Origin of the sequence: Microbulbifer sp. YPW1 (genome assembly GCF_013367775.1) — a bacterium.
Lineage (GTDB): Bacteria > Pseudomonadota > Gammaproteobacteria > Pseudomonadales > Cellvibrionaceae > Microbulbifer.
Window position 1 is genome coordinate 2,667,759 of the sequence record NZ_CP055157.1, and the last position, 26,242, is coordinate 2,694,000.

General features: G+C 57.1%; 19 protein-coding genes and 2 tRNA genes. 16 read left to right on the plus strand and 5 right to left on the minus strand.

Annotated elements, in window-relative coordinates; all coding sequences use genetic code 11:
• Window positions 1–4: 4 nt before the first annotated feature.
• Window positions 5–1,315 carry a substrate-binding domain-containing protein gene (locus tag HUW35_RS10975; RefSeq protein WP_181252380.1) on the minus strand — a complete coding sequence of 437 codons (1,311 nt, stop codon included), beginning with the start codon at window positions 1,313–1,315 and terminating at the stop codon, window positions 5–7.
• 491 nt (window positions 1,316–1,806) lie between these two features.
• Here HUW35_RS10975 and nagK point away from each other — a divergent pair, with 491 nt between their 5' ends.
• The 4 genes from nagK (at window position 1,807) to HUW35_RS10995 (ending at window position 6,461) form a co-directional block, all read left to right on the plus strand.
• Complete coding sequence (gene nagK, locus HUW35_RS10980; RefSeq protein WP_181252381.1) at window positions 1,807–2,757, plus strand: N-acetylglucosamine kinase; 951 nt, start codon at window positions 1,807–1,809, stop codon at window positions 2,755–2,757.
• Window positions 2,758–2,827: 70 nt separating this feature from the next.
• Complete coding sequence (gene nagB-II / locus HUW35_RS10985; protein ID WP_255463238.1) at window positions 2,828–3,871, plus strand: glucosamine-6-phosphate deaminase NagB-II; 1,044 nt, start codon at window positions 2,828–2,830, stop codon at window positions 3,869–3,871.
• A 46-nt stretch (window positions 3,872–3,917) separates the two neighbouring features.
• On the plus strand, window positions 3,918–5,042 hold the full coding sequence (nagA, locus tag HUW35_RS10990; RefSeq protein WP_181252382.1) for an N-acetylglucosamine-6-phosphate deacetylase: 1,125 nt from the start codon (window positions 3,918–3,920) through the stop codon (window positions 5,040–5,042).
• An 84-nt stretch (window positions 5,043–5,126) separates the two neighbouring features.
• Window positions 5,127–6,461, plus strand: coding sequence for a sugar MFS transporter (locus HUW35_RS10995; RefSeq protein ID WP_181252383.1), 1,335 nt, complete (start codon window positions 5,127–5,129; stop codon window positions 6,459–6,461).
• Window positions 6,462–6,632: 171 nt separating this feature from the next.
• Here the strand turns inward: HUW35_RS10995 and HUW35_RS11000 are convergent, their stop codons facing one another.
• Window positions 6,633–7,679 carry a LacI family DNA-binding transcriptional regulator gene (locus HUW35_RS11000; RefSeq protein ID WP_078084513.1) on the minus strand — a complete coding sequence of 349 codons (1,047 nt, stop codon included), beginning with the start codon at window positions 7,677–7,679 and terminating at the stop codon, window positions 6,633–6,635.
• Between the two features lie 437 nt (window positions 7,680–8,116).
• Here HUW35_RS11000 and pgi point away from each other — a divergent pair, with 437 nt between their 5' ends.
• The 12 genes from pgi to HUW35_RS11060 all read left to right on the plus strand — a co-directional run bounded on the left by pgi (window position 8,117) and on the right by HUW35_RS11060 (window position 24,798).
• Window positions 8,117–9,847 carry a glucose-6-phosphate isomerase gene (gene pgi, locus HUW35_RS11005; protein ID WP_181252384.1) on the plus strand — a complete coding sequence of 577 codons (1,731 nt, stop codon included), beginning with the start codon at window positions 8,117–8,119 and terminating at the stop codon, window positions 9,845–9,847.
• 44 nt (window positions 9,848–9,891) lie between these two features.
• Window positions 9,892–11,724 carry a phosphogluconate dehydratase gene (edd, locus tag HUW35_RS11010; protein ID WP_181252385.1) on the plus strand — a complete coding sequence of 611 codons (1,833 nt, stop codon included), beginning with the start codon at window positions 9,892–9,894 and terminating at the stop codon, window positions 11,722–11,724.
• A gap of 58 nt (window positions 11,725–11,782) precedes the next feature.
• Window positions 11,783–13,240, plus strand: a complete 1,458-nt coding sequence (gene zwf / locus HUW35_RS11015) for a glucose-6-phosphate dehydrogenase (protein ID WP_181252386.1) — start codon at window positions 11,783–11,785, stop codon at window positions 13,238–13,240.
• A gap of 38 nt (window positions 13,241–13,278) precedes the next feature.
• On the plus strand, window positions 13,279–13,989 hold the full coding sequence (gene pgl, locus HUW35_RS11020) for a 6-phosphogluconolactonase (RefSeq protein ID WP_181252387.1): 711 nt from the start codon (window positions 13,279–13,281) through the stop codon (window positions 13,987–13,989).
• Between the two features lie 56 nt (window positions 13,990–14,045).
• Window positions 14,046–14,675, plus strand: coding sequence for a bifunctional 4-hydroxy-2-oxoglutarate aldolase/2-dehydro-3-deoxy-phosphogluconate aldolase (locus tag HUW35_RS11025; RefSeq protein WP_181252388.1), 630 nt, complete (start codon window positions 14,046–14,048; stop codon window positions 14,673–14,675).
• Between the two features lie 106 nt (window positions 14,676–14,781).
• Complete coding sequence (gap, locus tag HUW35_RS11030; RefSeq protein ID WP_078084519.1) at window positions 14,782–15,795, plus strand: type I glyceraldehyde-3-phosphate dehydrogenase; 1,014 nt, start codon at window positions 14,782–14,784, stop codon at window positions 15,793–15,795.
• Window positions 15,796–15,959: 164 nt separating this feature from the next.
• On the plus strand, window positions 15,960–17,396 hold the full coding sequence (pyk, locus tag HUW35_RS11035) for a pyruvate kinase (RefSeq protein ID WP_181252389.1): 1,437 nt from the start codon (window positions 15,960–15,962) through the stop codon (window positions 17,394–17,396).
• Between the two features lie 391 nt (window positions 17,397–17,787).
• Window positions 17,788–20,436 (plus strand): TonB-dependent receptor, encoded by a 2,649-nt coding sequence (locus HUW35_RS11040; RefSeq protein ID WP_181252390.1) that lies wholly within the window; start codon window positions 17,788–17,790, stop codon window positions 20,434–20,436.
• A gap of 71 nt (window positions 20,437–20,507) precedes the next feature.
• Complete coding sequence (locus HUW35_RS11045; protein WP_181255663.1) at window positions 20,508–22,037, plus strand: tryptophan halogenase family protein; 1,530 nt, start codon at window positions 20,508–20,510, stop codon at window positions 22,035–22,037.
• Window positions 22,038–22,114: 77 nt separating this feature from the next.
• Window positions 22,115–22,795 (plus strand): DUF6445 family protein, encoded by a 681-nt coding sequence (locus tag HUW35_RS11050; RefSeq protein ID WP_181252391.1) that lies wholly within the window; start codon window positions 22,115–22,117, stop codon window positions 22,793–22,795.
• 157 nt (window positions 22,796–22,952) lie between these two features.
• Entirely contained in the window at window positions 22,953–23,669 is a 717-nt protein-coding gene (locus HUW35_RS11055) for a SapC family protein (RefSeq protein WP_181252392.1), read from the plus strand.
• Between the two features lie 85 nt (window positions 23,670–23,754).
• A complete protein-coding gene (locus tag HUW35_RS11060) occupies window positions 23,755–24,798 on the plus strand; it encodes a sulfite exporter TauE/SafE family protein (RefSeq protein WP_181252393.1) in 1,044 nt (347 codons plus the stop codon).
• Window positions 24,799–24,911: 113 nt separating this feature from the next.
• Here HUW35_RS11060 and HUW35_RS11065 read toward each other — a convergent pair.
• From HUW35_RS11065 to HUW35_RS11075, 3 genes are all read right to left on the minus strand, one after another.
• A tRNA-Gln gene (locus HUW35_RS11065) sits at window positions 24,912–24,986 on the minus strand.
• A gap of 37 nt (window positions 24,987–25,023) precedes the next feature.
• Window positions 25,024–25,100: transfer RNA gene (locus HUW35_RS11070), tRNA-Met, on the minus strand.
• Between the two features lie 116 nt (window positions 25,101–25,216).
• Window positions 25,217–26,131, minus strand: coding sequence for a DMT family transporter (locus tag HUW35_RS11075; RefSeq protein WP_181252394.1), 915 nt, complete (start codon window positions 26,129–26,131; stop codon window positions 25,217–25,219).
• Window positions 26,132–26,242: the final 111 nt, after the last annotated feature.

A 26,242-nucleotide genomic window follows, 5' to 3' on the forward strand; every position in this document is an offset into this window, starting at 1 on the left:
CCGGTCAGTTAATCCAGACTTCCACCCGGCTGTTTTTCACGGGGGCCTGCTCGCTGTTGGGCGTCAGCGGTGCAAAGGCACCCACGGCCATGATCTGGCTGTCTCCCATCTCATGGTCTCTCAGCAGCGCTCCCTGTACCTTGAGTGCGCGAAAGCGGGAGATCAGATCGGATATGTTGCTGTTGGATTTGCGATCGGAGAAGCCCACCAGAGTTAGCGAGAGTGCCCGGTTCTGCTCTTCTGCCATAAAATCCTGCAGGCGGTGCAGATCGCGCAGGGCGCGGTTATCCAGTTCGGTACTGCCATCTGCGAAGCGGAAAGAGATGCTCAGGCGTGAGCCCTTTTCCATCAGCGCACGATAGTTCTGCGGGGCATTGGCGTAGGGTGCCATCTTCAGTGCCACCGGTGTGAGGTTGATAAAGCCGATCCGGGCGACGATCTGCTGTCCGGCGCGAGACTCCACGTGATGGATGAATCCCTCCACATGTGGATTGAAACGCGCGGGGTTGCGGTAGAGATACAGGCGTCGGGTGAGTGGAAAATCCTCCGTGGCAATGATGCCCCGGTCGGGAACCACTGCGGCCAGATCGCCGGACTTGATCGCCACCTTGTGCAGGCCATCCGCATCGGCGTAGGGCAAATAGCCGATAGCGCCGCGATCCCGCTGCACCAGTGCGCGGGTTTCGTGGTTGCCGGCAACTTCATGGATAAAGGAGGGGGTGGCACGGCTACCGCCAAATACTTCGCCGTCAAAGGTGGCGCGGGTGCCGGACTCCATGTCCCGGTGCAGGGGGCGGATCGGCAGGTCGGGGCCGCCGAGTTGAGCCCAGTTGCGAATTTCGCCGCGGTAGATCTTTGCCAGCTGCGTCATGTCCAGCTGACTGATCGGGTTGTCCCGGTGAATGGTGACAACCAGCGCATCCAGGCCGATGACATGCTCTGCCTGGGGACTGGTGAGATTGCCGAAACGGGACAGCATGGCGACTTCCTCGGGTTTGATCTTGCGCGAGGCCATAGCAATATCCGCGGTGCCTTCATCCAGAGCCTTGAAGCCGGTGCTGGAGCCGAGGGCAATAATTGGCACCACCACTGGCTGGCCATTGAGGTTTGCGTGAATCCAGTGTTTTTCCCCCGCGCTGCGCTGGGTGATGTCAGTGGCACCCTGGGATTGCAGGTAACTTTTTACCTGTGCCGGTGCCAGGTCTGCGCCAATGGTGTTCGAGCCCGTCAGCCTGAACAGCACTTTCGCCCCGTGATCATTGGCTACGGCGGTGTTAGATGTCAGCAGCCACAGCGCCACACTCCCTATTGTCATTAATATACGCTTGACGGTTTGGCAGCGTCCCATCGCTTCCCCCTATACTTCCTGATACTGGCCGGTTTGCGGTTGCTTGCTCCGCTGTTGTGTATTTCCGTTTGCGCGGGCGCGCGCTTTATCGCAGAAAAGTGTGACGAAGGTATTGCAATCAGTTTGAACTGGGTCGGTGGGTGATTGGTGTCGGCGGCCGGGACAGACAGCTATCCGGGCTGTTTGTTTTTTGTTCCCGGTTACCGTAGGCTGCGGGCTGCAGCGCACCAGTTGGCGAATTTTTCGCCGTTGAGCGCAAAGTCGACGGGCAAACCGCCGGATATTGGGGATTTTTTTTGAAAAAGGGCATGACAACGCTGTCATTTGTCTTGTAGTATTTCTCCTATATTGCACAGGCGCCATTCGAGGCGCCGGGCCGGACCTCCCTGGGGCGCAGAAATGCGGTGGGGATTCCGGTAAGGACACATAACAATAGAAAATCTTAGGGGCCGGATCAGATGGTTGCTTTGAGAGACAGCAGGGACATTCTCTATGTTGGCGTTGATGGCGGTGGCAGTAAGTGCCGCGCGTCGATTTTCGATGCCGACAATCGCCTGCTGGGTACCGGAGTCTCCGGGCCCGCAAACCCCCTTCATGGATATGCTCAGACCATAGACTCCATTGTGCGCTCTGCCGCGCTGGCAGTGTCCGATGCAGGTATGCCCGCAGAAACACTGGGCGAGCTGGTGGCCGGTGTCGGCCTGGCTGGCGTCAATATGCCCCGTCTCTATAACGAGATGAACGCCTGGGCACACCCCTTCAAGCAGATGTTCCTCACGACCGACCAGCACTCCGCCTGTCTCGGCGCACACCGCGGTGGCGACGGCGCGGTTATTATCGCTGGCACCGGTTCCGTGGGGTATTCCTGGGTCAACGGTCACAGCGAGATTGTCGGTGGTCACGGCTTCCCTCACGGCGATAAGGGCAGTGGTGCCTGGCTGGGTATGGAAGCGGTGAAGTACGTATTGATGGCCATGGAAGGGCTTGCCGCTGAATCCATGCTGCAGCGCGAGGTGCAGAAAGCCCTGGGTACGGAAGATCCCTACGATGTGATCGAGCTGATGGCGGGTAAACCGTCCAGTCAGTACGCCAGGCTGGCGGTACCGGTGGTGGAATGTGCCGAGGCAGATTGCCCGGTTGCGGTGTCCATCATGCGCGATGGCGCCGCATACATCAGTGATCTTGCCGAGAAGCTGATGGAGAGCAAGCCGCCGCGTCTGGCCATGATTGGTGGCCTGGCGCCGCGTCTCAAGCCCTGGCTGAAGCCGCAGGTGGCGGAGCGGGTTTCCGATCCGCTGGATCCGCCGGAACTGGGCTGTGTCTATTTCGCCCAGCACTCCCTGGCGGCACTGGGTGACAGCGAAGTGCGGGCAGCAGAAGAAGCGGATGCGAAAGCGCTCTTTGGATAAGCGCGCGCATTAGCTAGAACACACAGGTTGATAGACCACAAAAGTCATACGGATTTTACGGACAGATTTTATGAGCGCAGTGACTCCCGCTGAGGCCAACAAGGTGGATGCTTCTATGGCGATGACAGTAATGGAAACCGAGGCCCGTGAGGCCCCGAGCCGGATTGCCGAGCAATTGAAGAACAATGCCCCGATCATGGAAGCGCTGGGCGAACGCCTGCGCAACAAGCCGCCGCGCTTTGTGATGATCGTCGGCCGCGGCTCATCGGATCACGCCGGTGTATTTGCCAAGTACCTGATTGAAATTGAAACCGGTACGCCCACTTTTGCGGCCGCGCCGTCCGTATCCAGTGTGTACGGCAAGAAATTGAAACTCGAGGACGCGCTGGTCATCGTGATTTCCCAGTCCGGCCGCAGCCCGGACATCCTCGCCCAGGCGCAGATGGCAAAAGATGCCGGTGCCTACACCGTGGCGCTGGTGAACGATGAAACCGCGCCAATCAAAGATATTGCCGACCAGGTTGTGCCCCTGAAGGCGGGGCCGGAACTGGCTGTTGCAGCCACCAAAAGCTACCTGTGCACGCTGTCCGCAGTATTGCAGCTGGTCGCCAACTGGACCCAGGACGCAGAGCTGAAGGCCGGTGTCGAGATGCTGCCCCAGACTCTGACCGACGCCATTGAGTCCGACGTGCAGCTGCGCCCGGAAGACCTGGCGGCGGTGAAAAACCTGGTGGTACTGGGGCGTGGCCCCGGCTACGGCATTACCCGCGAGCTGGCGCTGAAGCTGAAAGAAGTTTGCAGCGTACACGCAGAATCCTTCTCCAGTGCGGAATTCCTGCACGGCCCGGTAACCCTGGTGGAGCAGAAACTGACCGTGGTCAATGTGCCCATCGAGGATGAGTCTTATAAGGCGCACAGTGAGCAGATCGCCGACATCATCCGTCGCGGCGGCACCCTGATCAATCTGCATGTGCCGAGCAAAGGGGTGCACCCGCGCGTTGCGCCGCTGGCGCTGTTGCAGCGTTTCTACCTCGATGTGGCCCACGTTGCGGTTAGCCGGGGCATCAACCCCGATGAGCCGGCCGGCCTGAAAAAAGTCACCCAGACCGTTTGAGTCTGGTTGATTGAATTCAGTGGCAAACGGCGGGAGCAGCGGGCAAGTGACACAGGCATTCATCGCACAACAGTTATTCGACGGCGAGCAACTGCGCAGTGACGTTGCGCTGACCATTGAGGGCGGCAAGGTCGTTGCACTCGGTGGCGAAGCGGCAGCGGACGCAGTTTATCTCAAGGGACTGCTCGCGCCGGGGCTGATCGATGTGCAGGTCAATGGTGGCGGTGGAGCGCTGTTCAACAACGACACCACCGTCAATGCACTGGGCAAGATGTCCGCGGCTCACGCGCGTTTTGGAACCACTGGATTCATGCCCACCCTGATCACCGATCAGGTGGATGTAATGCAGCGTGCTGCGGATGCAGTGAGTGCCGCATTGAAAGAGGGCGTGCCCGGCGTGCTGGGGGTGCATTTTGAAGGTCCGCACCTGAGTACCCCGAAAAAAGGCACCCACGAAGAAAAGTTTATTCGTCCGCTCAGCGACGAGGAGCTGGCGATATACGCCCGCGAGGACCTCGGCCTGAAAATGGTCACCCTGGCGCCGGAAAATGTATCGCCAGCGGATATCCAGAAACTGGTCGATCTCGGTGTGAAGGTATGCCTGGGGCACTCCAACGCCGATGGCAAGACCGCGGCAGCGGCAGTTGCCGCCGGGGCAACCGGGTTTACCCACCTGTACAACGCCATGTCGCCGCTGCATTCGCGGGATCCGGGTATGGTGGGCACCGCACTGATCAGCGATGGTTGCTGGTGCGGACTGATTGCGGATGGACACCATGTTAGCGCCGAGGCCATGACCCTCGCGCTCAAGGCCAAGCCCCGCGGCAAGATTATGCTGGTGACCGATGCCATGTCCCTGGTGGGCAGCGATGAAATGAGCTTCCCGCTCTTTGATCGTATCGTCACCCGCGATGGTGACAAGCTGACCTCCACCACCGGTGAGCTGGCAGGGTCCCATCTGGATATGATCGGTGCGGTGCGCAATATCCGCGACTGGTGCGGTGTCGAGCTGACCGAAGCCCTGCGTATGGCGGGGCTCTATCCCGCGCAATTTCTGGGGAGCGCAGGCGGGCGTATTCAGCAGGGTGCGCCAGCGGACTTGATTTTGATCGATGACGAACTTCAGGTTCAAAAGACCTGGATTAACGGACAGGAAGTTTTCACGGCTTAACTCCGTGCAAGGGCCTGCTCGAATTGATAACCGGGGAAGCACCCCGCAAGCCAGTAAGGCAAAACCATAATAAAAGGTGAGTCTATGAATACCGCAGTGATTAGTCAGAGTGAAACGCGCAGTAGCGTTTTACCCATGGTCATTATCGGCCTGCTGTTTTTTATCTTCGGTTTTGTTACCTGGCTGAACGGTGCCCTGATTCCTTTTCTGCAAACCATCTGTGACCTGACCGGTTTCCAGGCCATGCTGGTGGCTTCTGCGTTCTATATCGCTTATACCGTGATGGCGTTGCCTATGGCCGCGATCATTGAGCGTACCGGCTACAAAACCGGTATGGCGCTGGGCCTGGCATTGGTCGCAGTGGGCGCCCTGATATTCATTCCTGCTGCCTATAGCCGGATGTTCGGTATTTTCTTGCTGGCGCAGTTTGTGGTGGGCTCGGGCCTGACCATCCTGCAAACCGCTTCCAACCCCTACGTGGTGAAAGTCGGCTCCCCGGAAACTGCCGCGGTGCGGATCTGCATCATGGGCCTTTTGAACAAGGGCGCAGGCATTGTTGCTCCGCTGGTATTCGCGGCGCTGGTCATGTCCGGCATCAGCGGTATTTCCGAAGCCGAGCTGTCCGCGCTGACTGCAGCAGCGAAAGACGCCAAGCTGGATGAGCTCGCAGGCCAGCTGGTGTCACCGTATATCGGTATGGCGGTACTCGGCTTTGTGTTGGCGGTGGCCATGATGTTTGCCCCGCTGCCAGATATCGAAGACGAAGTGATCGAGGGGCAGGAAGATGCCGCGATTACCCTTACCGGACTGAAGAAATTCCCGCAGCTGATCCTCGGTTCCATTGCCCTGTTTTTCTATGTCGGTGTGGAAGTCATCGCCGGCGACGCCATCGGTCTGCTGGGTAAGCAGGCGGGCCTGGATACCTCCGTGGCCTCCGTGCTGACGTCTTACACCATGGTGTTCATGGTGCTGGGTTATCTCTGGGGCACCTTCGCTATTCCGCGCTTTATCAGTCAGCAAAACGCGCTGCTGATCTCTGCGGTGCTGGGTATCGCATTCACGTTTGCCGTCATGAGCGGTTCGCTCGACAGCACCGCCATGTCCTCAGCAACCCTGGCCCACTTTGGCCTGCCGGAAATTCCCAACGCGGTTTATTTTGTCGCACTGCTGGGCTTTGCCAATGCCATGTGCTGGCCGGCAATCTGGCCGCTGGCGCTGGAAGGTCTGGGTAAATTTACCTCCAAGGGTGCGGCGCTGCTGATTATGGGTATTTCCGGTGGCGCGGTGCTGCCGCCCCTGTACGGCCACTTTGCCGATACCGGAGACGGTCAGGCCGCCTACATCATTGCGATCCCGGCGTACCTGTTCATCCTGTTTTACGCTTTGAAAGGGCACAAGATGCGCAGCTGGACCAAATAACCTGGGTTTTCAGGTCGGTCCGCCGTCGCATCTCAATCAGTCAGTTTTTTCGAAAGTGTTTTAGGAAGAGGTATTAAAAGGATTTTGTTTTTTTGAACTTCTCTTAGAAGTTTCTCTCTTTGGTTCTCGTCATCTTTGCCCTCCATGTGAGGGCTTTTTTTTGCCTGTTTTTCAGCGGGGAGAATCGCCGCTGGAATCTCGCACCAGCAGTTCCGGAACGAACTTTTTCACGATGCCCGCGTCCTTGTTCGCGGCTGCACTTTCCGAGGCGCTTTTGCTGCGCGCCTTGTTCAGTACCAGTGCTGCGGCGCACTTGGCGATCTCGTTGTTCGGCTGGTGTGCGGTCGTCAGTTTGGGCCAGGTCTGGCGGGAGAAGGGACTGTCCTCAAACCCGACAATCGACAGTTGCTCGGGGATCTCGATATGCATCAGTCGCGCGGCGAACAGCGCGCCGGCAGCCATCTCATCGTTGCTGGCAAAAATGGCGGTGGGCGGGTTGTCGGTATTCAGCAGTAATTTTGCCCCTTCGACACCGGAGTCAAACGCGTATTCGCCGGGGATGATCAGGCTCGGATCGATTGCGATACCGGCCTGTTGCAGGGCCTGCTTGTATCCTTCCAGGCGTCCGTGGGTTGAGATGTGTTCCTCGCCACCGCACAGGAACCCGATGCGCTTGTGGCCGTGTTCGATCAGGTGCTTGGTGATGTCGTAAGCCGCGGCGGTGTCATCCACCTGAACGCAGTTGTCCTCGTCGCCTTCCGCAGCGCCGCTGGACACGATACGTACGTAGTCCAGGCCGAGCCGTTTTACTTCATCAATAACCGACTGGGTTTCCGAGAATGGCGGGGTAAGCACTACGCCGGCCACCTTCGAGTGTTCCACCAGCGCGCGCAGTTCATCGTGCACGGTTTCCGATTTGGAGTTGCTCGGGTGAATCAGCAGCTCGTAGCCCCGCGCCTTGCAGGCCTCCAGGATACCGTTCTGCATATCGATCACGTAATAGGCATTGGGGTTATCGTAGATCAGCGCAATGGTATAGCTGCGGGTACCGGCCAGGTTGCGCGCGGCCAGGTTCGGCTGATAGTGGAGTTCTTCCACCGCATCCATCACCTTCTTGCGCGTGGCAGGTCTCACCGACGGTTCATTGTTGATAACCCGCGATACGGTCTTGATCGACACCCCGGCCCTTGCGGCCACATCGTTGATGGTGCTCTTCATGATCGGCTGTTTTCCCTTATCGGAATTGGTCCTTGTACATACCCAGCCGGGCAGTTTACCCGGTTAGCGCGTGCACGACGATGGATTTATAGTCATTTCTGCGCGAAGGCCTGGTTTTGCAACCGAAAGCTGATTTTCCCCGCGGTTTCCCGCCAAGTTTAGGAGTTTTCCTCCGTGCTTGCTGTATCTGTGTCGCACAGGGCTGGTCCTCTCTTGAGTTGGTCCGCTATTGCTCTGACACCGCCGAATCCGTGAAAGAAAACTACAAACCCGATTGACAGGGCGGGGGCGCTGTGTGAATCTTTCGCCAAATTGACAGCGTTGTCATTTTGTTTTGACGCCCTTGGGGTTTTGGGGCGGAAGCGCTGTCTTTCGGGTAAACAAAAATAACCGGTGCCCGCCACCTCCCGGTGGGGGCCACTTTCAGGGGGCATACCATGCAAGATGCACACTCTCACTCCGCCATTTCCCAATCCGTCATCTGGCAGGCGCTACAGGCGCAGGCTGTGCAGATGAAGCAGCGCAAGCTGGCGGATCTGTTCAGTGAAGACCCACAGCGTGCCGCGGAGTTCACCGTCGAGCTGCCGCAGTTTCTGCTGGATTTCTCTAAAAACCACCTCGACCAGTCAGTATTTGTAAATTTGCTACGGCTGGCGGAAGAGGCCGGATTGGCGCAGTGGCGGAGCGACTTCTTCGCCGGAAAACCGATCAATGCCACCGAGGGGCGGCCGGTTCTACATCCCGCGCTGCGCGGGGGGCTGGGCGCTGAAGTGGAGGTCGGCGGGGCATCCGTCGCGGGATTGGCGGAGGCTGAGCTGCAGCGCTTGAAAGAGTTTGTAGTTTTACTACATAATGGCGACCTGACGGGCTGCAGCGGTAAACGGATCACCGATGTGGTCAATCTCGGCGTCGGCGGCTCCCATCTGGGGCCCCAGACCGTCATAGAGTCACTGCGTGCCTACCGGAAGGGCGATGTCGCGGTGCACTTTGTATCCAATGTGGATGGAGCCCAGCTCACGGATGTGCTGGCCGGCCTGGATGCCGAATCAACGCTTTTTATCGTCTCGTCCAAGACGTTCACTACCAGCGAGACGATGACCAATGCGCGCAGCGCCCTCAAGTGGCTGCAGTGCGCAGCGCCCGATGTATCTGTGGAAGGGCTGTTGCAGCGCCACTTTGTCGGCGTGACCTCTAGCCCGGACAAGGCACAGCAGTTCGGGATCCTGCCAGAGCGGACCTATCGCTTCTGGGATTGGGTCGGCGGACGCTATTCGCTGTGGTCGGCGATCGGACTGCCAATCGCCATTGCCTGCGGTTACGAAAACTTCCGCGCTCTGCTGAATGGTGCCGCGGAAATGGATCGCCACTTCCGCGAGGCGCCGTTTGAAAAGAACGCGCCGGTGATCATGGGGCTGCTGAGTGTCTGGTACTGCACCTTTATGGGGTACCCGGCGCACGCAGTGTTGCCCTACGAACAGGCGCTGCACATGTTGCCAGCCTATTTGCAGCAGGCGGATATGGAGAGCAACGGCAAATCTACCACCCGTGCAGGGGTGGAGGTGGACTACGCCACCGGCCCCCTAATATGGGGGCAGACGGGTATTAACGGGCAGCATGCTTTTTACCAGTATCTGCACCAGAGCCCGGAAGTGGTGCCGGCGGATTTCATCGGCAGTGTGACCCCGGGGCACGATCTCGAAGGCCACCACGAAATACTGCTGGCGAATATGTTCGCACAGAGCCAGGCGCTGATGAACGGTGTGGATGCCGAGTCGGTCGCCCGCGAGCTGGCAGCCAAGGGGCTGTCGCAGGAAGAGATAAAAAGGCTGACCCCGTTCAAGGTGCACAGGGGTGGAAAGCCCAGCACCACAATACTCTTGAATGAGTTGACCCCCCGCGCGCTGGGAGGGTTGATTGCACTCTACGAACACAAGATTTTTGTTCAGGGTGTGATCCTGGAAATATATTCCTTTGATCAGTGGGGTGTGGAACTTGGTAAGGGTCTTGCCAGCAAGCTGGAGCCAAAACTGGCTGCAGGTGATCTGGCTGGAGAAGACGGTTCTACAGCGCAACTGATCCAATACTACCGCCGGATAAAAAACGGCGCGGTTACGACCACGGAGCTGCCTGAAGTCGAGGTGGCAGAGCCTGCAGGAGAACAGGCTTAGTAGCAAACTGTGGCGAGCTGATAAAAAACGAAGAGTTAAGCAAAATGGCAAACACTACAGTGGTAAACAGTCGGATACAGGCGGTGACCGACAGGATCATCCGCCGCAGCGAAGAGACCCGTGCCAGCTATCTGGCGCAGGTAGAGCGCGCTCAAGGCAAAGGTCGTGCGCGCCACAAGCTGTCCTGCGGAAACCTGGCGCACGCCATGGCGGCGTCCAGTGATCAGGATAAAAACCTGATCGCTTCCGGGCAGGGTCCCAACCTGGCAATCATCAATGCCTACAACGATATGTTGTCGGCCCACCAGCCCTACGGCACCTATCCCGAAATGCTGAAGGCCGAAGCGCTGCGCAACGGCGCTACCGCACAGGTTGCCGGTGGCGTCCCCGCAATGTGTGACGGCGTCACCCAGGGGCAGCCGGGTATGGAACTGTCACTGTTTTCCCGCGATGTTATTGCCATGGCCACTGCCATTTCCCTGTCGCACGACATGTTCGATGGCGGTATGTACCTGGGCATCTGCGACAAAATCGTACCCGGTCTGGTGATCGGCGCGCTGTCATTTGGCCACCTGCCGGCGGTGTTCATCCCGGCAGGGCCGATGCCTACCGGTCTCGCAAACGCGGAAAAAGTACGTGTTCGCCAGTTGTATGCCGAAGGCAAAGTCGGCCGCAAAGAATTGCTTGAAGCGGAAAGTGCGTCCTACCACAGTGCAGGTACCTGCACATTCTACGGTACTGCCAACAGCAACCAGATGCTGGTGGAGATCATGGGGCTGCAGCTGCCCGGTAGCTCTTTTGTGAATCCGGGCACCGAGCTGCGCGATGCACTGAACCATGAAGCGGTAAAACAGCTGGTACAGATTACCGAGCCCAGCAATTACACGCCGATCGCGAAAATCCTCAGCGAAAAATCTTTTGTAAATGGCATTGTTGGTCTGCATGCCACCGGTGGCTCGACGAACCACACCATGCACCTGATTGCCATGGCGCGCGCCGCCGGTATCCAGATTACCTGGCAGGACATGGCCGAGCTTTCCGAGATAGTGCCGCTGTTGTGTCACGTGTATCCGAATGGCACCGCAGATATCAACCACTTCGCCGCTGCCGGCGGTATGCAGTTCCTGATTCGCGAATTGCTGGGTGCAGGCCTGCTGCACAACGATGTCAGCACCGTGCTGGGTGATTCCGGTATGGAGCCCTACACCTACGATCCGTTCCTGAATGAAGACCGGGACGGCCTGGTATGGCGCCCCACTGCGGAAGAGTCCGGCAACCCGGACATTATCCGCCCCGCGAGTGATCCTTTCTCCGGCCACGGTGGCCTGCAGCTGCTGCAGGGCAACCTCGGCAACAGTGTGATCAAGGTGTCCGCCCTGAAAACACCGCAACTGAAAGTGAAAGCGCCGGCGGTGGTATTCGACAGTCAGGACGCATTGCTGGATGCCTTCAAGGCTGGCGAACTCGAGAAGGATTTTGTTGCGGTGGTGCGCTTCCAGGGGCCCCAGGCCAACGGCATGCCGGAGCTGCACAAACTGACACCTTCGCTCGGTGTATTGCAGGACCGCGGTTACAAGGTGGCGCTGGTCACCGACGGCCGTATGTCCGGCGCGTCCGGCAAGGTGCCGGCGGCCATCCACCTTTCTCCGGAAGCGCTGGAAGGTGGCGTTGTGGCGAAAATCCAGGATGGTGATGTTATTGAGCTGGATGCGGAAGCCGGCGTTCTCAAAGTACATGTAAGTGATGAAGAGCTGGCTGCACGCGCGCCAGCGGAGTGCGATCTGTCCGCCAATGCCACCGGTATGGGGCGCGACCTGTTCACCAATATGCGCAAGCTCGCTAGCGGCGCAGAAACCGGTGGAAGCATTCTTTTTTAACTGAATTCAGCGCGCTTACCGGCAGCGGTGAGCGCGCAACTGCTTGAGAGCAAAGACAATGGCTAACGCATTCGACATGGTACTTTTTGGTGGTGGCGGAGATCTGTCACTGCGCAAACTGATTCCGGCCCTGTACCGGGCCTATATTGAAGGCGGTCTGAACAAGGATTCCCGTATCCTGCCGGTATGCCGTCGTCAGGAAGACGCTGACGTCTACCTGAAAACCGCGCAGCAGGCGCTGAAAACCCACCTGCGCGATGGCGAATACAGCGATAAAAACTGGAAAGGATTCAGCGCGCAGCTGCGCGCCGTCGCATTGGATATCTCCAAGCCCGACGAGCAGTGGGATGGCCTGGTGGACATCCTCGGCAAGGACACCGAGCGCACGCGCCTGTTCTACCTCGCGATTCCGCCGGCGGTATTCGGACCCTGTTGTGAAAACCTGTCGGTCAAGGGGCTGATTCACGAAAATTCTCGTGTCGTGGTGGAAAAGCCGCTCGGCTACAACGCCAAGACTTCCGACCAGATCAACAGCAAGATTGCCGAGTACTTCCCCGAAGAAAGTATTTTCCGCATCGACCACTACCTGGGTAAGGAAACGGTACAGAACCTGCTGGCGTTGCGCTTTAGCAACGTACTGTTCGAGCATCTCTGGGATGCAAAAACCATCGACCATATCCAGATCAGCATTTCCGAAACTGTGGGTCTTGAAGGTCGCGCGGGTTTCTACGATGACACCGGCGCGATGCGCGATATGGTGCAGAACCATTTATTGCAGTTGCTGTGCCTGATCGCCATGGAATCGCCCAACAGCATGTCGGCGCGCAATATCCGCTCGGAAAAAATCAAAGTGCTCGAGGCACTGCGCCCGCTGACTGACCAGGACGTGGACCAGAATATCGTGCGCGGCCAGTACGTCGCCGGTGGCCTGGGCAAAGAGCTGGTACCGGGCTATCTGGAAGAGCTCAAGGCGCCTAACAGCACCACCGAAACCTTTGTTGCGATTCGCGCGCATATCGACAACTGGCGCTGGACCGGTGTGCCTTTCTACCTGCGCACTGGCAAGCGTATGGAAAAGCGCTGTGCGGAAATCGTGATTCAGTACAAGAACGTGTCCCACAGTGTGTACCAGCCCGAAGCCGGCAAGGTATTGCCGAACCGCCTGGTAATCCGCCTGCAGCCGGAAGAGAGCATCAAGCTGGTTCTGATGGCGAAGAAAATGGACAGTCTCACCATGGAGCTGCAGCCGGTGGAGCTGAACCTCACACTGTCCGATACCTACGACAGTTTTAAAAGTGACGCCTACAAGCGCCTGATGCTGGATGCAGCAGCCAACAACTCCGCGCTGTTTATTCATCGCGAAGAGGTTGCTGCCGCCTGGGCCTGGGTCGACCCGATCATCGACCACTGGCGTGAGACTGCCAACCAGCCACAGCTTTACCGCGCAGGCACCTGGGGCCCCCAGGCCTCCAATCAGCTGTTGGCCGAGAATGGCCACCACTGGTTCAACCCCTGAGAAATCGGGCGGAAAAACGAAAACAGGGTCTTAGAGACATGGTTGAAGAAAAGTTTTTTGCAGACCGGGAACGCCTGACACTGGCGCTGGCCAACGAATGTGCCGCCGCGCTGCATGCTGGTATCAAGGCGCATGGGCAGGCCACCTTTCTGGTCAGCGGCGGCAGCTCTCCGGAGCCGGTATACCGCGAGCTTTCCCGACGCCCGTTGCCTTGGCAAAACGTGAATGTTGCGCTGGTCGACGAGCGCTGGGTGGAGAAAGACGAGGCTGGTAGCAATCTGGCATTCATCTCCAACAGCCTGCTGCAGAACGAAGCCAGCAAGGCGCCGTGTCTGGGAATGAAAAATGCCGCAGCCACGCCCGCAGAAGGCGAGGGCGATTGCGAGCGCGCTTATCAGGAATTGCCGCGTCCGTTTGACGTGTGTGTGCTTGGGATGGGCAACGACGGGCATACCGCTTCGTTCTTTCCCCATGCGGAAGGTCTGGCAGATGCGCTTGACCCCAAATCGGACAAGCTGTGCAAAGCCATCACCGCCAAGCAAAGCGCGGTGACAGGTGTTCACACCGAGCGTATGACGCTGACTCTGGCGGCCATTCTGCAGGCAAAAGAAATCAAGTTGCTGATTACCGGCGAGGAAAAGCTCAAGGTCTACCGGCAGGCGCTGCTGGGTGATGATGAGCTGGAAATGCCGGTGCGCAGTATTCTCAAGCAGGGGCTGAAACCGGTCACTGTGTATTGGGCACCGTGAGCCCGATCGGGTTCGTGTTTAAAAAGAAAAGAATTGAGACCTATAGGAAGTAGATGATGCAAGAGTCACTTGTACCCGTACTGGAGCAGGCCGGTGTCGTTCCGGTTCTGGTTATCGATAACGTCAGCGAAGCCCTGCCGCTGGCTCAGGCACTGGTTGAAGGCGGCCTGAACGTACTGGAGGTGACTCTGCGCACCGAAGCGGCCCTGGCCGCGGTAGAGGAAATTGCCAAACACCTGCCGGACGCACACGTCGGTACTGGCACCGTGTTGAATGCGGCGGACGTGCGCCGCTCCGTGGATGCCGGTGCAACCTTCATGGTAAGCCCGGGTGCTACCGAAGCGCTGCTGGATGCGGCGGACGATGTTTCTGTTCCCATGCTGCCCGGCGCGGCGAACCCTTCTGAAGTCATGCGCCTGCTGGAGCGTGGCTACCGCTACCAGAAATTTTTCCCTGCGGAAGCCGCGGGCGGTGTACCGATGCTGAAATCCATTGGTGGCCCGCTGGCGCAAGTAAAGTTCTGCCCCACCGGCGGTGTGGGCCCGAAGAATGCCAAAGACTATCTGGGCCTGGCCAACGTGGTCTGCGTTGGTGGCTCCTGGATGGCGGCACCGAAGCTGGTAGCCGAGAAAAACTGGGCGGAAATCACTCGCTTGGCTAAAGAGGCCACTCTGCTGAAGGGCTAATTTCCCGGCAGAATCGTTTTCACAGAGTAAGCACGTGCTGGGGGGGACACGCCCGGCACCCCGTATAAAAATTCATAAATTTTCAAGACACAGAGGGTGTAGCGATATGAAACTCAGAATTGCTATCAATGGCTATGGCCGCATCGGCCGCAATGTAACGCGCGCGATCTATGAATCCGGTTACAACGATCGCATTCAGCTGGTTGCCATCAACGATCTGGCACCGGTAGAAGCCAACGCTCACCTGACCCGGTTCGATACCGTACACGGCCGCTTCAATACCGATGTTGCTGTAGAAGGTGAGAACCTGGTTATCGGCGGTGACACCGTCAAGGTATGCCAGGAACGCAACCCCGCCGCGCTGCCCTGGGGCGAGCTGGAAGTGGATCTGGTGCTGGAATGTACCGGCCTGTTTACCGGCAAAGAAGCGGCCTCCCAGCACATGCAGGCTGGCGCCAAAGCGGTGCTGATTTCTGCGCCGTCCGGCGACGCGGACCTGACCGTGGTTTACGGTGTTAACGACGACAAGCTCACCGCAGAGCACAAGGTGGTTTCCAACGCTTCCTGTACCACCAACTGCCTGGCCCCTGTAGCCAAGGTTCTGAACGAAGCGATCGGTATCGAGCGCGGCTTCATGACCACCGTGCACGCCTACACCAATGACCAGAACACCCAGGATGCTGTGCACAAGGACATCTACCGTGCCCGTGCCGCAGCTGACAACATGATCCCGACCAAAACCGGCGCTGCCGCGGCGGTGGGCCTGGTTCTGCCTGAGCTGAAAGGCAAGCTGGATGGCATGGCCGTACGTGTACCGGTGAACAACGTTTCCCTGGTGGATTGCCAGTTTATCGCCAGCCGCGAAACCACCGTTGATGAAATCAACGCGATCATGCGCGATGCCGCAGGCACCATAAAAGGTGGTGTGCTGTCTTTCTGCGAGCAGCCGCTGGTTTCCGTAGACTTCAACCACACCTCCGCTTCCAGCCACTTCGATGCCAACCACACCCGTGTAAATGGCAATCTGGTGAAAGTCATGGCGTGGTATGACAACGAGTGGGGCTTCTCTCACCGTATGCTGGATACCAGTCTGGCGATGGCCAAAGCGCTCGAGCTGTAAAGCCAGCGTTTAAAATAAGGCTGTAATAGCAGCCTGATAACGTGAATGTTATCGCACCGGTGCGGGTGCAATACCCGCTCCGGCTTTGCTTTTCTGCAGTCAGCGCCGACTGTCATAAAAACAATATTCGCCTCTCATCTAATCGAAAAACGAATACCACCAATATGATTCGCCATACCAAAATTGTTGCAACACTCGGTCCGGGTACTGACAAGCCGCGTGTTATTGACGAGATTATCCGCGCAGGCGTCAACGTTGTACGCCTCAACTTTTCTCACGGTAGTGCCGATGACCACCGCAAGCGTGTGGAAGAAGTGCGTCGTGCCGCGGCCGAGCAGAACAAGCTGGTGGCTGTACTTGGCGACCTTCAGGGCCCGAAAATCCGTATTGCCCGTTTCGCCGAAGGCAGCATTTTTCTCGAAAACAACGCCGAGTTCACCCTCGATGCGGATTGCCCGAAAGAGGGCGGTAACCAGCAGCGTGTAGGTGTGGACTACCCGTCCCTGATTGCTGACTGCAAGCCCGGTAATATCCTGCTGCTGGACGATGGCAAGATCCGCCTCGAAGTCACGGGCGGTACCAGTAGCAAGTTGTTCTGCCGTGTGTTGCAGGGCGGCAAGCTGTCCAATAACAAGGGGATCAACCTGTTGGGCGGTGGTCTTTCCGCTCCGGCACTGACGGAGAAAGATTACGAAGACATCAAGCTCGCCGCCGAGCTGGATGTGGATTTCCTCGCGGTGAGCTTCCCGCGCAGTGGCGAAGATTTGGAAATCGCACGCAAGGCCATGCGCGAAGCGGGTAGCAACGCTGCCATCGTCGCCAAGGTGGAGCGCGCGGAAGCAGTAAATGATGACGAGCAGATGGACGGTATTATTCTCGCCTCTGATGTCATCATGGTTGCCCGCGGCGACCTGGGTGTAGAGATCGGTGATGCCGCACTGGTGGGTGTTCAGAAAAAGCTGATCAACCGCGCCAATGCCCTGAATCGCGGTGTGATCACCGCGACCCAGATGATGGAATCCATGATTACCAACCCGACACCGACACGCGCCGAAGTAATGGATGTCGCGAATGCGGTGCTCGACGGCACCGATGCGGTGATGCTGTCTGCGGAAACCGCTGCTGGTGATTTCCCGGTTGCCGCGGTGGAGTCTATGGCGGAAGTCGTCGTGGGGGCTGAGCAGTACCTCGGTACCACCACCCGTCCTGCAGCAGACAGGTCGTCATCCGAAACCATTGATACCGTCATTGCCCAGGCGGCGATCGAGGCTGCAGTCCGGGTTGAAAACCTGAGTGCGGTAGCGGCGCTCACCGAATCCGGTCGCACCCCTCGCATCATGTCCCGCGCGACGTCGCAGCTGCCGATCTACGCGCTGACTCGCCACCCGCGTGTTGCACGCCAGCTGGTATTGCTGCGCGGTGTCGAGCCCATCGAGTTTGATCCGGCCTCTGTTCCCCTGGGGCACCTCACCGATGCCATCATCGAGGTGCTGGGCTCCCGGGTAACCCTGGAGAAGGGCGAACGCATCCTGATCACCCAGGGCGAGCGCCTGAATATGGGCGGCGGCACCAGTTCGATGCGTATCAAGGAAATCGAATAACCGCGGGGCTTTCCGTTAGCGGTTCAATTCTTTAGATAGTGAAACTCCCGGCTCCGTCGGGAGTTTTGCTTCCGGCCCGCAGCTTTCTCTTCTGACATATGGGGCCTATCCAGTCATTTGTCCTGTGCATTTTTGTCCTGGTTTGCACCCGGGCTTCGAGCAGCCCTATGCCAATTGTCATAACTGACAGGTTGCTGTTGCAAAATGCGACAAAAAAGCCGGATATTTCCCTTCTCGGCAGGTAGCTTTTTTATTTCATTCTGTGTATTGTCAATCGTGAGAATGACAGCGCTATCATAAAAATGAATGACAGCGCTATCATTTCGAGGTACAAGGTGAATAAAAGTTTCTAACCAAACCTTTATATCTATAAAAAAGGAAGGGGAAATCGATGCTTAAGCGCAACAAACTCGCTCTCTCGATCAGCGCAGCTGTACTGAGTGGTGGCCTGATGGCTCCGCTGGCAGTTGCCCAGGATGCTCTGGAAGAAATTACCGTTACCGGTATTCGCGGAGCTTTGCAAGATGCCGTAAACATTAAGCGTGACTCGACCGATCTGGTCGACGCTGTGTCTGCGGAAGATGTTGGTAAGTTCCCGGACTCCGACGTAGGTGAAGCACTGGGTCGTATCCCGGGTATCACTGTTGGTCGCGCATTTGGTCAGGGTGCCTCTGTGTCCATTCGTGGTGCAGCTCCCTCCATGACTCTGACCCAGCTGAATGGTCAGAACGTTGCCTCCACAGGCTGGTTTGACCAGGTCCCTGTAGACCGCAGCTTCAACTACTCCCTGCTCCCTGCCGAGCTGATCGGTGGCATCGAAGTATATAAATCCTCCCGTGCAGACCTGAACGAAGGTGGTATCGGCGGTACCGTGATCGTCAACACCCGCAAGCCGCTGGATATGGAAGCCAACACCGCATGGGTTGGTACCACCGCTCGTGTCGGAACCATCAGCGATGAACTCTCTCCGGAAGTTTCCGGCTTGTACAGCTGGAAGAACGATTCCGAGACTTTCGGTGTCCTGGTTGCTGCAGCTAAAGAAGACCGCGAATACGTTCGTCGCGGAACCGAGTCTGACTACCGTTGGTCTGGCGACGTTGCGCCGACCACCTTCCTGCAGGATCAAGAGCGCACTGCGCTGGACGTAACCCTGCAGTACGCGCCGACTGAAGAGCTGGCTTTCACTCTGCACGCCATGTCCCTGGATATGGAAGCAAACAACACCAACACCAGCCTCTACCTGTTCACTCTGGCGGGTGACAATGTGACCTGTCACACCACCAACGCTGCAGGCCTGTGTACTTCCAGCACCACCACCAACTCTCAGTTTGGTGATCTGGAGCCGGGTTGGGCTGCCGGTGCGCCGGGTAACGAAACTTTCAACCAGACCTGGGGACGCCTGTCCTCCATGAGCTCTGACACTTTCGATTTCGGTACTGAATACGAAGGTGACGGTTTCCGCGTAAGCGGTAACATTGGTTCCACCAAGGCAGAAGGCGGCACCGACTTCACCACCAACTTCTCCCACTTCCCGAGCGTACGTGCTGGTGACACCATGTCTCTGTGGGAAGGCTCTATCGATGCGACTGGCAAAGAGATTGTCATCAATCCGACCATGGATCCGAGTCTGACACTGGATGACTACGGTTCTACCCTGTCTCCGGAAGGTTGGGCAGTAGGCAGCGGTCCTGCGAAAGATGAGGAGTCCTACGCGCAGGTGGACGTTGAGTTTGATCTGAATGTTGGCATCCTGACTTCATTTAAAACCGGTGCGCGCTGGACCGACCATGATGTCAATCGTCGCTCCTTTGCTGGTCAGCTCACTCCGGTAGAAGTCGCTGCGAGCGAGATCTACAACGGTACTTTCCAGGTGGGTCAGCAGGGCTTTACCGCTCCCAAGCCGAACCTGGGCGCAATGGTCGCCGCGACTCGCGACAGCCTGGACAGCTGGGTTGAGGAGCGTGCGGGTTATTCTGACCTGAATGAAGAAAACACCGCTCTTTACGGTATGTTCACTTTTGAGACTGGTGCTCTGACCGGTAACTTCGGTCTGCGTTACATCTCTAGCGACGTGAGCCGCACTCAGTACGACCTCGACGGTTCTGCGCTTCAGGAAGGCGATATTGCCGGCAACAACGGTTACAGCTACTCCCTGTCCACTTACGGCGCTGACTACAGCGACGTTCTGCCCAGCGCGACCGTACGTTACGAGCTTTCTGAAGACGTAGTGCTGCGCGCGTCTGCTGCCCAGACTATTTCTCGTCCGACCTACGACGACATGCTGGTCAGCTACAACGGCTATGACGATAGCAATGCCCTCAACCAGTCTGTGACTCAGGGTAGCGAAGGTCTTCTGCCGATGAAGGCGACCAGTGCAGATATCGCTCTGGAATACTACTACGGCGATGGCAACCTGGTTTCTGCCACTTACTTCGTCAAGTCCATTGACGACTTCGTAACCTCCAGTGTCGTTCTGGATCAGTCTATCGGCCTCGTAGATCCGGATGGTGGCGATAGCTGGAATATCGAGACACTCCAAAACTCCGGTGGTGCCGATATCCAGGGTCTGGAGCTGCAGATCCAGCACGCGTTTGACAACGGTTTCGGTGTAGCAGCTAACTACACCTATACCGATGGTGAAGTGCCGACTGATGCGTATATGGATCAGCTGGCGCTGTTCACTGAAGCTTCAGAGCACGCGTACAACCTGGTAGGTTACTGGGAGAACGACAACTTCTCTGCGCGTGCAGCATACAATTTCCGCTCCGAATACCTGATCCGTGAGGGTGGTTTCTGGTACGGTAACCGTATGCACGATGACTTCGGTTCTCTGGACCTGAGCTTCTACTGGTATGCTACCGACAATCTGGATGTGACCTTCGAAGCGATCAATGTCCTCGAAGAAGACGACATCCAGTACGGTGCTGCCGATGCGTCCAGTACCGAGACCGGTATGAAGGGCCCACTTCTGGAAGGCTTCCCGGCCTGGTCTTTTGAAGGCGAAGCCGTGTACCAGTTGGGTGCAAGCTACAAGTTCTAAGAGCTTGATCGTTAGCTAGTAAAAAGGCCCGGCTTTTAGCTGGGCCTTTTTTTTGTCTGAAAGTGATTGGTATGAAGATAAAAAAGATTGCGATTGTTGGCGGCGGCACTGCTGGTTGGATGGCAGCCAACCACCTGGGTGTTGAGCTATCTGGTGACTCGCAAATTGAGATCACCCTGATCGAATCTCCGGATGTGCCGGTGATAGGTGTGGGCGAGGGCACCGTGCCCAGAATACGCGAGACGCTGCACAAATTCGGTATTTCCGAGCTGGATTTGTTGGTGAGCTGCGACACCACGTTCAAAACGGGGATCAAGTTTTCCAACTGGATGACAAAGTCTCCAGAGCCCGGTGGCAACTATTACTACCATCCTTTCAGTTCGCCTTACCCCGAAGGCTACGATATTACGGACTACTGGCTGGAGGGTAAGGGGAAAGAGGGATTTTCCCGTCTCGCCGATGCGTATTTTATCGCGGAACAGAATCGCTCCCCCAAACTCATGTCTTCGCCGCCGTATAGCGGTGTGGTTGATTATGCCTATCACTTTAACGCCGGAAAATTTTCCGAACTGATCGCCAGTAATGCTCAAAAACGCTTTGGTGTTAAATATAAATCTGAGACGGTCAGGGGTGCCCGGACCGGAGAGGATGGAAACCTGCGCTCGTTGATCTATGCCAGTGGAGAGGAAGAGCAGTTTGACTTCTATATAGATTGTAGCGGTTTTGCATCCATTCTCATGGGGCAAGAGTTGCAGGTGCCGTTTGTGGATAAGTCCGCTCAAATCCTTACCGATACTGCGCTGGTTCTTCAGGAGCCCACGGCAGAAAATGATCCCATTCAGCCCTATACCTCCGCTACTGCTCACAAGGCGGGTTGGATCTGGGATATTCCTCTAACCAACCGCAGGGGATTGGGGTGCGTGTATTCCAGTGCCCACCTGACCGAGTCTGATGCGCTAGGTGAGTTTTCCAGCTATGTGGGGAGAGCTTTGGATATCGCCGATGTGCGAAAAATACCGATGAAGATCGGCTATCGCGGAGAGTTTTGGAAGAAAAACTGTGTAGCCCTGGGGCTGGCTCAGGGGTTCGTGGAGCCGCTGGAAGCTACCTCCATTCTGGTGACTGATCTGTCTGCCAACCTGCTAGCAAAAAGTTTCCCCCGTTCGCTGGAAGATATTCCGTCACTATCGGGTTACTACAACAAGGCGGTGAAATACGCTTGGGAAAGAGTAATCGATTTTGTACAGATGCATTACTGCATTTCCGATCGGAGAGATACTGAATTCTGGGTCGACTGTACGGAAAATTCCAAAAACTCTGACGAGCTGGCGGAGCGGTTGTCGCGATGGTTGGTGTCTACACCGAAGCGCTCTGACTTTTTCAGTACTTTTGATCTTTTTGGGGTGGAAAACTATCTGTTCGTACTTTATGGAATGGAATATCCGACGAAAGCCATCACTCTGGGGGAAAAAGAGCGTCGTGGCGCCGCGGATATCTATCGCGAGGCCTTGTTGCGTTTCGAGTCCCTCGCTGGTGATTTAATGTCGCACCGGGACTGGCTGACAGAGTTGCAGTGCCATCTGAATAGAAGTCGCACTTGATTCTGTTTTGAGGTTGAGCTGGTTGCAGTTTAGATTCAGAAATATTCGCATTGTGAGTGATCGTTGGTTTGTTTGATATGCAATTGATTGAAGTTGGGGAAGAGAAGAATACCGTCATAGTGATTGATGATTTTCTCGAAAACCCTGAAGAGCTGGTGGATTTCGCCAAGCGCGCCAGCTTTGCGCCGTGGCCGATGGCTGCTGAGGGGAAAGGCTATCCCGGTGTCCGTGCGGCGGCCCCCGAAAGTCATGCGTCACGGTTGATGGAGCGACTGGATGCGGTTGTGCGTGAGAAATTTAACATAGCAGCGGGAGCCGAGTTGAAGATTCAGCAAGAGACGCTGAATCTCATTACGGTTGCGGAGGATGAGCTGGGGCCTCTACAGCGCGCTCCTCATTTCGATACCAGTGACCCCAGGCTTTACGCGATTTTGCTGTATCTGTGTGACGAGACCCATGGGGGAACCGGGTTTTACCGGCATAAAAGCACTGGCTATGAAGCCATACGCCCCGACCGGGTCGAGCACTACCTGGATTGTTGCTACGTTGAGTTCAACAAGTTTCGCCGTCCGCGGAAGTACTGTGGAGACTCTGACGATCTTTTCACCAGGGTAGGATTTGTGCCGGCAAAATATAACCGGGCGGTGATCTACAAGGGAAATCTGCTGCACAGTGCGAATATACTGAGTGACAAAAGCATCAGCTTCTGTCCCGAGAAGGGGCGTTTGACCGCCAACCTGTTTGTCAGCTACGAATAGATGGGACTGAGCGGGAGTGGATATGGGAGGTGTAATCAATGCAGGAAGGGCTGGTAACTTCCTCCCCGCTGGTGTAACTTTTTGCTTCCCTTTTTGAGTATAAAAAATATACTGTCTGGGTTTTATAGAATAACTTCAAATTTCATTAAGGTGTTGTATGGCCACTGTAGAAGCCCCAAAAATCGTTCCTCTGCGCAGTGACGCTCACGGTAAGCTGAAAGTTCGTGAGTTGGGGACCTTCGAGCACGTTGCAAAAGCACACATGGTGCCGGTAACTGCTCATGAATTCGCCCGTCTCGGTGCTGAATACCCTATCGTTTTCGTCAAGAACTCCGATACCGACCAGTTCCAGTCTGTTGCACTGCTGAGCCTGAAAGTAGGCGAGAACTTGTTCGTCGACGGTGATAAGTGGAAAGGCGTTTTCGTTCCGGGCGCAGTCCGCAACCATCCTTTCGTTCTGGCCCCGGCTGGTGAGAACAAAGAACAGCTCATGGTAGGCCTGATTGAAAACAGCCCGGTTGTCGGTGAGGAAGAGGGCAATGCCCTGTTCACCGAGTCTGGTGAAGAAAGCGAATACCTGAAGGCCAAGAAAGAGTCTCTGGTGGGCTACCTCGAGAGCGACCAGATGACCAAGGCGTTCATTACCATTCTGGCCGAGAAAGACCTGCTGACCACTCAGAACGTTGCAGTCAACGCTGGTGGTGAGAAGATCAACCTGACCGGTATCTACATGGTTGATGAGAAGAAGCTGGGCGAGCTTAGCGAAGAAGACTTCGCTGATTTCCGCAAGCGTGGTTTCCTGCCGCCGCTGTTCGCGCAGCTTGGCTCCATGCATCAGTTCTCCCGTTTGGCGAAGATGCAGGCAGAAGCCTGATATCTGCTTTCAGGGGGCGCTCTGCTCCCTGATTTTCCGGTCTCGAGTAGTCGAGGCCGGGACATATTCCCCGGTTAATCCCGCCATGCTCGTATCCCGCTATTCCGCCTGGTTTTTATTCCTGTCAGCTTTTTACTGTCTCTGGGCACTGTTTGTATCCAGCCAGAACCTCTGGGGCGTGGTCACTGAACACTGGCCCATGGCGCTTTCCATGGCGATCGGTTCCTACGCGGCGGGTTCTACCCCCATGGGCGGCGGCACAGTCGGGTTTCCCGTGCTGGTGTTGCTGTTCGATATGCCGGCCAGTCTCGGTCGGGATTTCAGTTTTGCGGTGCAGTCCATTGGTATGGTCAGTGCCAGTATCTTTATTTTCTGTCGACGCCAGTTGCTGGCCTGGTCTATGTTGCGCGGCGCGTTGCTGGGCAGCCTGTTGGCGACGCCGCTGGGTATTCTCTATTTTGCGCCCCTTGTTCCCGAGCTGTGGGTAAAGCTGTCGTTTGCGGTGATCTGGGGCAGCTTCGGGATTTTGCACCTGTATCGCCTGCGGGAGATTACCGGTCACGATCACGCCGGGGACCCGCGCTGTCCCAAGGACTTTCGTGTGGGGCTGATGCTGGGGGCTGTATCCGGCTTTGCCGCGGTGTCGGTTACCGGGGTCGGTATCGATATGGTGATATACGCGGCGCTGGTATTGCTCAGCCGCGTGGATCTCAAGGTGGCCATTCCGACATCCGTGGTGATCATGGCGTTCTCATCCGTGGTGGGCGTTGTGGTTAAGAGTGTTGCCGGCGACTGGCAGCCGGGGGTGCTGGGTAACTGGCTAGCGGCGGCGCCGGTGGTGGCTCTGGGAGCGCCTCTTGGGGTATTCGTGGTCGGTTTGATTGGTCGCAAGCCCACGCTTCTCGCAGTGGCACTATTGTGTATTGTGCAGCTTGTATGGACCTGTATTTCTGAAAGGGCGACCCTGGGGCTTGTCGGAACGGCGATCGCGCTGGTTGCGGTAGTGGTGTGCCTCGCGGGCTTTGAGGCGCTGCGCCTGCTGGGGTTGCGTCGCGAGCGCAATCGCACGGGATTGGCTGACGCCGTTGATGCGGATATTTCGTTGAGCCAGCTGGCGCCCGGATCCTAGATGTTTTCAGCTATCCAATAGCTATGCAGTAGCTCCGGTCTTCGCACTTGTGTGTTTGCGTCCGGGGCGGATAATAAAAAGGCGATCTCTTGCGAGATCGCCTTTTTTAAATATGGCTGGGGTGGAAGGATTCGAACCTTCGCATGACGGGATCAAAACCCGCTGCCTTACCGCTTGGCTACACCCCAGTAAAGGTGCTGTGAGGCTGGTACTCACAGAGAAAAATGGTAGCAAGGGGGAGACTTGAACTCCCGACCTCAGCATTATGAGTGCTGCGCTCTAACCAGCTGAGCTACCTTGCCACAACCAATCTCGTCTAACCGAGGGCGCGCATTATCGGGCTACCTTGGGGGTCTGTCAACACTTTTTTAGTAAATTAATCAGTAGCTTAGCGTGTAATCCGCTTTTCGCCCGGGGTTCAGCGTCCGCGGCCGATGGCGGCGAGCAGGGATCCCAGTACAACGGTTATTGCGCCAACCCAGCTGATCCAGTTCAGCGGCTCCACTTCGATGTATTGTGGCCACAGGCTGCCGATGATGGCGCTGAGCCCCAGGGTCATCAGCGGCACCAGGGCGAGGGTGGCGCTGACCCGGGATGCTTCCCAGGCGCCCATGGCCTTGGCGAAGGCGCCGTAGGCGATCAGTGTGTTGGCGGTCAGGAAAATCAGCAGGCCCCAGCCGAGTGCGTCCAGCTGGAGGGCGCTGGATGGCTGTGAGACCGGCAGGAAGCACAGGGTGCCGGAAATATAGATCAGTATCAGCAGGTTCTGTGGGCGCGACTGGGCGACGATCTTCTTCTGGAACAGGCCGTAGATGGCCCATGTCACTGCCGCGATCACCACCAGGCCGACACCGACCAGATACTCGCGATCTTCCCCTTCCACCAGCTCCTGAATACGAAGGTTGAAGAACAGCGGCAACCCGATACATACGAGGCCCACGCCCATCCACTGGCTTGCAGAGAAGCGCTCGCCGAGGAAGATCACACTGAAAATAAGGAGCAGCAGCGGTGCCAGCTGGATCAGCACCTGCAGGGCGCCGGGAGTGATGTAGTTGAGGCCGGTGGCGTAGGAAATATAGTTGCCCAGCAGTCCGCCAACGGCAAGCACGGTGTACGGCAGCAGTTTGCCGCGCAGCAGGGCGCCGAGCTGAAGGTCGCGGCGGGACGCATACCACGCACCGGCAAACAGGGCTGCGCCAAAGAAGCGAAACCAGGTCACGGTAGTGGAATCCATGTCGCTGATCAGGCCTTTCATGGCGATGGGCAGCAGGGCCCACAGGAAAGCGGTGGTCAGGGCCAGCGGCAGGCCGACTCTCCAGTTGGATTGGTACATGGCAACCTACGGTGATGGTGCGAGGTCAGGTGCGGGGTTGCACCCGAGAGGTGTACTGCGGAGCCTTTGTGGGGCCCCGCAGTCCGGGACTGCTTCAGTCGCTATCGGGAA